This is a genomic window from Nitrobacter sp. 62-23, assembly GCF_001897285.1.
Lineage (GTDB): Bacteria > Pseudomonadota > Alphaproteobacteria > Rhizobiales > Xanthobacteraceae > Nitrobacter.
Map to the genome: position 1 here is coordinate 1 of NZ_MKSM01000072.1, position 1,992 is coordinate 1,992.

3 protein-coding genes are annotated in these 1,992 nt (G+C 65.6%); all 3 read right to left on the reverse strand.

The window, feature by feature from the left end:
* Positions 1-546, reverse strand: a 546-nt coding sequence (locus BGO16_RS06395; RefSeq protein WP_292617758.1) for a translation initiation factor IF-2 associated domain-containing protein, incomplete at its 3' end; no start/stop codon positions are given.
* Between the two features lie 70 nt (positions 547-616).
* Positions 617-1,279, reverse strand: a complete 663-nt coding sequence (locus BGO16_RS06400) for an RNA-binding protein (RefSeq protein WP_292617759.1) — start codon at positions 1,277-1,279, stop codon at positions 617-619.
* A gap of 49 nt (positions 1,280-1,328) precedes the next feature.
* On the reverse strand, positions 1,329-1,992 hold a 664-nt coding region (locus tag BGO16_RS06405), incomplete at its 5' end, for a helix-hairpin-helix domain-containing protein (protein WP_292617760.1).

Sequence of the window (1,992 nt, forward strand, 5' to 3'; positions counted from 1 at the left end):
CTTGGTCTCGGTTTCGCCGAAGCGGCGTTTGGCTTCAAGCTCGGCCTTGCGCTTGGCTTCCTCTTCCTGACGGTGACGCTCTTCCTCGGCCTTGCGGCGTGCCTCGGCGGCCTCGCGCTCGGCCTGCTCGATGCCTTCCTTGCTGTTGCGGCGCGCAGCTTCGGCTTCCGCAAGGCGCCGCTCTTCCTCGGCGCGGACCTTGGCCTCCGCCAGTGCGCTGGCGCGGGCGCTGCGCTCGTCCTCGGTCAAGGTCCGCAGCACCACGCCTGAACTCGCGCGGGGAGCGGCCGGCGGCGCCGTGCGCGCCGGCGGGGCCTTGGCGATGGATGTCCTGGGGGAGGCCGGTTCCGCCGCCCCCGCGGGTTCTGCCGGCGACGCGTCGCCGCCGAGCCGGCGCTTGCCGCGTTTCTCGACCACCACTTGCTTGGTACGGCCGTGGCTGAAACTCTGGCGCACCGTGCCCTGCTCGACGCGCGGCTTGAGCGTCAAGGTCTTGCTCGGGCTGACGCTCAGAGTCTTGTCGCCAGGATTTTTCGTATCAACCATTCAGCAGTCCCAATCTTGTTGCGCTATGCGCGATCGCACAGGTCGTCGTTAGAATCGATGCCGTGTTCAGCTATCTTTGCCGCCGCCCGCCATCCCGGTATCGGACCAGGGTCTGGATGCGCGACAGGAATGTCCTGCTCGCCGAGCCCGCGAGCAGGGCAGCATGTATCACATTTGCCCGGGCCAGTGCCAAATCCAATTCTTCGGACGTAAGCTCCATTATGACCGGAATTTCTCGGATTTCGTCCGAATCCTCGGCCATTTTTTTAACGATGGCGTCCAATTTGCGGATTCCATCGGCCGCGCCGTCCGCGGCGTGGAGCAGGGCCACCGCCCGGCGCCGAAGCAACGCCTCCTCCACCTTGGCAAATCCGGCGATGACCTGACCGGCCTTGGCGACCATCGCCAGCGCCTCGATGGCGCTGCGCACCAGCGCTTTCCCGGTCTCGTCGGCCAGGGACGCCGAGGCGCGGGCGTCCCGTTTGAAGCCCCGGCTAAACTGGTGACGGCGGACCGCTTCCGCAACCGCGGCATGAGACGCCGAAATCCAGAGGCCCCGGCCCGGAAGCTTCCGTTTCAGATCCGCGACGACCTCGCCCGAGGGCGCCACCACGAACCGGATCAATTCGCCGATCGGGCGCACCTGACGGGTGACCGCGCACATGCGCGTCGTCGCGAGCCTGTTGGCCCGCGGTCCGTGGTCAAGATCTGCAAGGTCGGCGACGGCGAGCATGTCCGGAGCGTTCTCCTTTTGGTCTTGGGCGGCAAAACCGGACCTCTGATTAGGCCGGTTGATCTTCGGCGGCTTCGGCCTCAGTCGGTTTCGCAAGGTCTGCCTCGGTGATCCAGCCGGCCATCAGGCGCGCCTGCATGATCATGCTCTCGGCGTCCTCGCGCGAAAGCTCGATGCCGTCGAAATAGCCCGCATGCTTGACCGCCTCGCCGTCCTTGCGTTCGGTCCATCCGACCAGATCGTCGGTGGCGCAGCCGGCCAGATCCTCGACGCTCTTCACGTCATTCTCGCCGAGTTTCACCAGCATCTTCGATGTCACGCCGGGCACCGTCTTCAATGCGTCGTCCACGCCGAGCTCCTTGCGCCTGTTTTCCAGTTCGGCCTCGAGCTGCTCCAGATATTCGCGGGCGCGGCTCTGCAGCTCGCCTGCGGTGTCGTCGTCGAATCCCTCGATGACGGCGAGTTCCCGTGGGTCGACCAGCGTCAGCTCCTCAACCGAGGTAAATCCTTCCGACGCCAGAAGCTGCCCGACGACCTCGTCGACGTTCAGCGCCTCCATGAACATGCGGGTGGCATTCTCGAAGTCGGCCTGGCGCCGCTCCGATTCCTCCTGTTCGGTCAGAATGTCGATATCCCACCCGGTGAGTTGCGATGCGAGGCGCACGTTCTGTCCGCGCCGCCCGATCGCCAGCGACAACTGGTTGTTGGTATCG